The organism is Photobacterium proteolyticum, assembly GCF_001939735.1.
Taxonomy (GTDB): Bacteria; Pseudomonadota; Gammaproteobacteria; order Enterobacterales; family Vibrionaceae; genus Photobacterium; species Photobacterium proteolyticum.
This window is the reverse complement of the sequence record NZ_MJIL01000069.1, coordinates 348147-354520: the sequence shown is the minus strand read 5'-3', so window position 1 is coordinate 354520 and position 6374 is coordinate 348147. Positions and strand designations below refer to the sequence as shown.

Genomic DNA, 6374 nt, shown 5'->3' with positions numbered 1-6374 from the left:
TGCATAGGCTAACGGTTCTCGCTCGACTGAGCCCGTAGAGGACTTTCACCTCCTAGAACAACGCCATGCTCGGCGCACAACTAAAAAAGCGAGAGGTTTACCCTTTCGCTTTTTCGTTTAGTCCTCTAACGCAGCCACAATCGGATAGTCTGCTGGACACAAGGGGTAAGCCGCCATCTCGGCATGTTCAACCCATACGGCATTCTGGTGGCTATGCAACACCAGCTCACCGCTCTGCCAGTGGCTAAGGTAGCCTTTGAGGTGAATGACTTTATCGCCGTAATCAAACACACTATCTGCCAGCCAGCGGCCTGTACAGGTAGTAATTGCTAACTCTTCCTGTAACTCACGCTCCAGCGCCTGCTCGGGGGTTTCCCCTTCTTCAACCTTACCGCCGGGAAACTCCCATAGGCCCCCCTGACTGGCATGGTCAAAGCGCTGGGCCAGCAGGTAACGGCCATCGTTTTCGATGACAGCCGCAACAACCAGGATCACCGGCTTATGTTCAGGTGACGGCTGAATATCAGTCATTATCGACCACAGCACTGCTTGAATTTCTTGCCGCTCCCGCACGGGCACTCGTCATTACGCCCGGTGTCTTTATACGGGTTTACAGCCTGGGCTCCCGCCCCCTGCTGGAGTTCATCGGCCGCCATTACCACTTCAGTCAGCATCAGCGGCAGTTGGGCATACAGCTGAGCCGGTTCGGGCATACCCTCGACACCCGCCTCTTGCATCTGAGCCAGGGTCGAGCTCTCATCAACCAGCAACATGCAGGTTGTCAGCAGAGCCGATAACATGCGCATGGTGCCATCAGACATCACCTGATCAGCCCAGTTCGGTTCAATGAAAGGCCAGACTGCCAGAAAACCTTCTGCAAAATGGCTCATTCCTTCGGTCACACCAGACTCTTCCTGCCAGCAAAGCTGCTCTGGCAACACATATTCGCCGGCTTTGATGTATCGGTACTGCATCTCGAAGTGATTCAAGATGGCCATTTTAATGTCACCCTCAACGGTGATCTGCGCATCTTCCGTCACTCCGCCATGCACCAGTACAGGCAGCCACTTTTCTGGTTCCAGGGGTTTCGGGTTGGCATTAGCCGCCAGCAAGGCACCTTCAATGAAAGCAGCTGGCATACCTTCCCAGTCTGCTGGTAATGTCATTAGTTGTGTCATCGTGTGTTCCGGTTCATCGGGCAAAACTGATTAGGCGCAAGATTATATACCCAAATGCCACCAAGATGCTCGTTTCCGCTCCAGTGAATTGGCTCCATGGGGAAACCTGGTGCCACCCTGCAGCTAACCCGATGCCAAAACCTCCCACTAGCGGTATCTACCAGACATTACTTGAGTTTTCTTGTTGAATTTTGCTGCAGATACTGGCAAAAATGATGTAATTAACGACAAGTATCAGGACGATGTCGATGTATCAAGGGACAGCAAACGCAATTATTGCCGGTGCCAGTGGCCTGGTTGGTGATGAACTTCTCCACCAGCTTCTCGCCCACCCTCACTTTCACACTGTCTATTCACTGTCTCGCCGTGAATTGCCTTTTCATAGCAAGAAACTGGTCCAAATCGTCCATCCCGAACTACGTGTAACCACCTGGGGTGAAACGGATCCGACACCAACGATTGGCTTCATCTGCCTGGGCACGACCAAGAAACAGGCCGGCAGCAAGCAGGCACTTGAAGCAGTCGATTTTCAGTTAGTCAAGGATGTCGCGACCACGATGCAACTGCTGGGCGTCCGGCACCTTGTGGTGATATCTAGCCTGATGGCACATCCATGGTCTCCTTCGCACTACTTACGATGCAAAGGAAAAATGGAACAGGCGATCAACAAAATGGGCTTTTCCCACTCTGTCTTTGTTCGTCCGGGGCCACTACAAGGCGAGCGTTCTGTCCCTCGCCAGGATGAACAAGTCGTACAGGGGGTTTTTAGCGCGATCAAACCATTAATGCTCGGCCCCCTTGGCCACTTAATCCCCATTCCAGCCGAGGATGTTGCCCGCTCTATGCTGGAGCTTTCTTTACTCGCCGAAAATGAACAGCTAGGAGCTGTATCAACGGTCTCCGGCAAACAGCTTATTCCTGATTCACACCATGTGCTGCAGGATTAGGTGACAAAGACGCTATTCCGGACTAAAATCTCGCCCCTTATGTAGATAACGGTACAGGGCGAGAGAGCTAATGCCAAAAGCGACGCGTGTAATATTAGGCCCGATGGAAGGTGTACTCGACCATTTAATGCGAGAAATGCTCACCGACATCAATGACTACGATCTTTGCGTCACTGAATTCGTGCGGGTCATTGATCAGCTGCTGCCAAATAGCGTCTTTTATCGCCTGTGCCCGGAGCTTCATCAAGAAGGCCGAACCGCTTCAGGTACCCCGGTGCGGGTTCAGTTACTTGGCCAGGATCCCGACTGGCTGGCGGAAAATGCCAACCGCGCCGTCATGCTGGGATCTGCTGGTGTCGATATCAACTTCGGGTGCCCGGCCAAAGCGGTCAATAAAAGCCGAGGCGGTGCCGTGCTGCTCCAGGATCCGGAACTAATGTACCAGATAGTCAAAGCTGTCCGACAGGCAACAGATCCAAGGAAGCCAGTGACCGCCAAGGTTCGCCTGGGCTGGGATGATCCGGCCCGCTGCTTTGAAATTGCCGATGCCGTCGCCCAGGCAGGCGGCGATGAAATCACCATCCATGCACGGACCAAGATCGACGGCTATAAGGCCGGGACCATCAAATGGGACTACATCCGTCAGGTCAAAGAAAAGGTATCAATTCCAATTATTGCCAACGGCGAAGTCTGGAATTACAAAGATGGTCAGAAGTGCCTGCAGACAACACAGGTTGATGCGCTCATGGTATGTCGCGGTGCCCTGAACTTGCCGAATTTATGCAACGTTATCAAACATAACGATACACATATGAGCTGGGTGGCGGTTCTTGATTTGCTATTGCGTTACTCCCAATACGAAATCAAGGGAGATAAGGGCCTCTATTACCCGAACAGGGTTAAACAATGGTTTGCCTACCTTCGGCACGAGTATCCCGAAGCCAAAGCCTTGTTTGCCGATATTCGCCGCCTGAATAAGGCCGCGCCTATTGTCGACACCCTGCAAGCAGCCCGGACAAAACTTGCAGCCTAACGGTCTCACTCTCGAGCAGCCTCAGCCAAACAAACTGGGGTTAATGAAGTCAATTGATTAAAGCCAGTTGTATTGCCTGTTGATAGCTATCAAGCCACGCATAGCGTTTCCGATACATTTTACGTTTCGTTCTTTTCAATTCTTCGATATTTCTTCGCTCTGCATACAGCGGGATTTCATACAAATCTTTACTATACGAAATACCGGAATGCTCTTCCCAATAAGTGTCATAGTCAAAATAAACTTTCTTACTGAAATATCGAAGCGATGTATAAGTATGTGAGCGGTTCTTGACGCCAAATATGCGACTCACTTCCAGTGACTGCAACACCAGTCTCACCGTTTCCAGCATCAGAGACTTGGGTCTTAGTCCAAATAATTCCTTTGTTGCTAATCGACTAAAGCCATCATCAATATCGGGGCCTTGAACACCACCAATATAGGCATTATTTTCAAATACTGTAAATGACAATACGTAGTAATTTGTGCCCGTATTATCAGATAACCGTAATGTTAACTCCCCCTCTTTCCAATAACGTCCCTCATAAGATAAAACCATAAAATAGGTATTATCTCCCAAGTTTAATTGTTCAAGAATAATTCCATCTTTATAAATCAAGTGAAGGTTATCTTCAGAGAAAGTATGTTTTACCCAGTTGTGATGAGCTATCAACATATTCACAGCATCTATCTTTTTTAAACCTCTGTGAAGATAGGGTCTCATACACTTCGTTAAGAAGTCGGGTTGCTTTGAAAATAACATTTCTTTATAAGGACCTGTGAAACTCTTCATCAGCCGAGTTAAATAAGGATAATAAACCAGCCCCCTAAGTAAAAACTTACTAACATGTTTTACCATTTTGGGGTCATCGGGATAACTCATTACTGCGACACTAACAATGTTCATTGATCCACCAATACTTCAAACACAAACACAAACACAAACACAAACTAAAATATAACAATCTAATACTCGTATAACGGTTTATTCTGTTTAAAGGCAGAATAAACCGACTCATCGCAAGACAATATGCAACTGACAAGATAAGCAATGATTAAAAATCAATATTGATGCTAAAAAATAGATAACTCTAAGGGTATCTGCACATTTAATAATCATTGACAATGAGCTTCACCAAGCTGTTATCATTAATTGTGAACAGTGTATTATAAATAAATGAACAGACAATATAATAAACGCATTGCTTTGTATTGATTTGTATCCAACCCCTGACAGTTTGATACACCATCTGACTTAACCACATTAATACACTGTATTATTGTTAAAGGCCAAATTCGATAGACAATAAACACACCGACAGAAGGCTAGTTTAAATGGCCTTTATCTCTTCGTGTTTCTCTTAATATGGACTAGATATGAATATCTTGATGGCGCTTTCACAGCTAGAGGTTACGGGTGCAGAGGTGTATGCCACAACAGTCGGTGACGAGCTGACAAGCCGCGGACATAATGTCTTTTATATTTCGGACACGCTGACTAAACCTCACCAAGGACCATCGTTCACGTTGCGTTTCAACAAACGCAGTATTCCGCGGCGTTTTTGGCATGTCAGCTATCTGGTCTATCTCATTAAGAAACATAATATTCAATTGGTACATGCCCATTCGCGTGCCTCCAGCTGGAGCTGCCACCTCGCGTGCAAGTTGACCGGCACTCCCATGGTCACCACGGTGCATGGCCGCCAGCCGGTACATGCCTCGCGGAAGAAGTTTCATGCGATGGGCAACAAAGCTCTCCCCGTCTGCGAAACGATTAAGGCTCAACTCATTCAAGATCTCGGTGTTGCTGAAACTCAACTGGAGGTCAGCCGCAACGGCATCGAAACCACACGATTCAATGTCTGTGAGCCGCCTAAAAACCCTCGCCCGGTGATCACGATTGTCGGCCGCCTTACCGGGCCTAAAGGTGACTTATGTTTCCGGCTACTTAGCGAATGCCTGGATCTGGAAAAATATGACGTTCGCGTCGTATCCGGCTCACAGTGTGATACGCGCTTCGATGCATTTAAAGATAACGTGACCTTTACCGGTTACACCCATGATGTCCCTAAAATGCTTAGCCAGGCAGACTTGGTGATCGGCGCAGGTCGAGTAGCAATGGAATCACTGCTATGTGGACGTCCTACCCTTGCCATCGGTGAAGCCGCCAGCATCGGTATCGTGACTCCGGACAATGTACAGCAGGCTATGGCAACCAACTTTGGTGATATTGGGCCCAAGGATCTGGATATAGATTTTAGTAATGTCGCAAACGATGTCGAACGAGTACTCAGCCAGAACCAATGTGATCCCGAGCTAACAGCAACTATCAAAGCCAGCTACAATCTGACTACTGTTGTCGACCATCTCGAACGTATCTATCAGGATGTCTACATTGACACGCTACGGCGCGAAATGCCCGTTATTATGTATCACCGTTTTATTCAGGATGAGAGCGAAAAAGGCGTACACGGCACCTACCTCCATATCGAGATGTTCGAAAAACACCTTAAGCTATTAAAGCGCATGGGGTTCGAGTCCCTTACATTTGAAGACCTGGCGCAAAGTAACCTCATTCGCCGGCTGGAACCCGGCAAGCGCTATATCATGCTCACCGTTGATGACGGCTACGCCGATAACTACCACCTGATGATGCCTTTGCTCAAGAAATACGGTTTCAAAGCCGTGGTATTCGTTGTTACCGGCGAGACATTTAACCGCTGGGATGTCGAGAACCCGGATAACCCCGAGACTCAGGTCAGCCTGATGACAAGAGAGCAAATCAAGGCACTGGCTGACTCCGGCGTGGTCGAAATTGGTGGCCACACAATGTCGCACCCCAAGCTAGACAACCTGAGCCGTGACGATCAATATCGGGAAATCATCGAGAATAAAACCCTGCTCGAAGACCTCCTGTGCAAGCCGCTGACATCCTTTGCTTATCCGTTCGGCCTTCATAACGAGGATACCAAGTCTATCACGCAGGATGTCGGGTACCAGTTTGCCGTCGCAACCGACTCCGGCCCGCTGCAGTTGCATCAGGATCCTTATCAGATCCGTCGTATCGGAATTTTTCCGCGTACCGACGTCTTCGGTTTATGGCGCAAAGTTCGCGGCAACTACCTGTTCAGGAAGGTCAAAGAATAGAAATACTTAAGGTTTAGTGGCAACAGCCAGCCTTGTGACCGAACAGGTGACTTGGTTGGCTGTTTACAA

Annotated in this window: 6 protein-coding genes; 3 read left to right on the top strand and 3 right to left on the bottom strand. The window is 48.5% G+C overall.

Annotation, left to right across the window (positions count from 1 at the left end):
- Positions 1-117 precede the first annotated feature (117 nt).
- Positions 118-531 (bottom strand): (deoxy)nucleoside triphosphate pyrophosphohydrolase, encoded by a 414-nt coding sequence (locus tag BIT28_RS12710; RefSeq protein ID WP_075764207.1) that lies wholly within the window; start codon positions 529-531, stop codon positions 118-120.
- Positions 531-1178 carry a YecA family protein gene (locus BIT28_RS12705; RefSeq protein WP_075764205.1) on the bottom strand — a complete coding sequence of 216 codons (648 nt, stop codon included), beginning with the start codon at positions 1176-1178 and terminating at the stop codon, positions 531-533. The genes BIT28_RS12710 and BIT28_RS12705 overlap by 1 nt, the downstream gene beginning before the upstream one ends.
- Before the next feature lie 248 nt (positions 1179-1426).
- On the opposite strand from BIT28_RS12705, the gene BIT28_RS12700 reads away from it, so the two are divergent.
- Together BIT28_RS12700 and dusC are read left to right on the top strand one after the other, a co-directional pair.
- Positions 1427-2125: an NAD(P)H-binding protein gene (locus BIT28_RS12700; protein WP_075764203.1), complete on the top strand. Its 699-nt coding sequence runs from the start codon at positions 1427-1429 to the stop codon at positions 2123-2125.
- 70 nt (positions 2126-2195) lie between these two features.
- Positions 2196-3158, top strand: a complete 963-nt coding sequence (dusC, locus tag BIT28_RS12695) for a tRNA dihydrouridine(16) synthase DusC (RefSeq protein WP_075764201.1) — start codon at positions 2196-2198, stop codon at positions 3156-3158.
- A 49-nt stretch (positions 3159-3207) separates the two neighbouring features.
- On the opposite strand, the gene BIT28_RS12690 is transcribed toward dusC, so the two are convergent.
- Positions 3208-4065, bottom strand: coding sequence for a VirK/YbjX family protein (locus BIT28_RS12690; RefSeq protein WP_075764199.1), 858 nt, complete (start codon positions 4063-4065; stop codon positions 3208-3210).
- A 470-nt stretch (positions 4066-4535) separates the two neighbouring features.
- On the opposite strand from BIT28_RS12690, the gene BIT28_RS12685 reads away from it, so the two are divergent.
- Positions 4536-6305, top strand: a complete 1770-nt coding sequence (locus BIT28_RS12685) for a bifunctional glycosyltransferase family 4 protein/polysaccharide deacetylase (protein ID WP_075764197.1) — start codon at positions 4536-4538, stop codon at positions 6303-6305.
- Positions 6306-6374: the final 69 nt, after the last annotated feature.

What these genes read in the sequence shown, in the direction of transcription:
- BIT28_RS12710 (WP_075764207.1), bottom strand. Translation starts at nt 531, where the DNA reads ATGACTGATATTCAGCCGTCACCTGAACATAAGCCGGTGATCCTGGTT.
- BIT28_RS12705 (WP_075764205.1), bottom strand. Translation starts at nt 1,178, where the DNA reads ATGACACAACTAATGACATTACCAGCAGACTGGGAAGGTATGCCAGCT.
- BIT28_RS12700 (WP_075764203.1), top strand. Translation starts at nt 1,427, where the DNA reads ATGTATCAAGGGACAGCAAACGCAATTATTGCCGGTGCCAGTGGCCTG.
- dusC (WP_075764201.1), top strand. Translation starts at nt 2,196, where the DNA reads ATGCCAAAAGCGACGCGTGTAATATTAGGCCCGATGGAAGGTGTACTC.
- BIT28_RS12690 (WP_075764199.1), bottom strand. Translation starts at nt 4,065, where the DNA reads ATGAACATTGTTAGTGTCGCAGTAATGAGTTATCCCGATGACCCCAAA.
- BIT28_RS12685 (WP_075764197.1), top strand. Translation starts at nt 4,536, where the DNA reads ATGAATATCTTGATGGCGCTTTCACAGCTAGAGGTTACGGGTGCAGAG.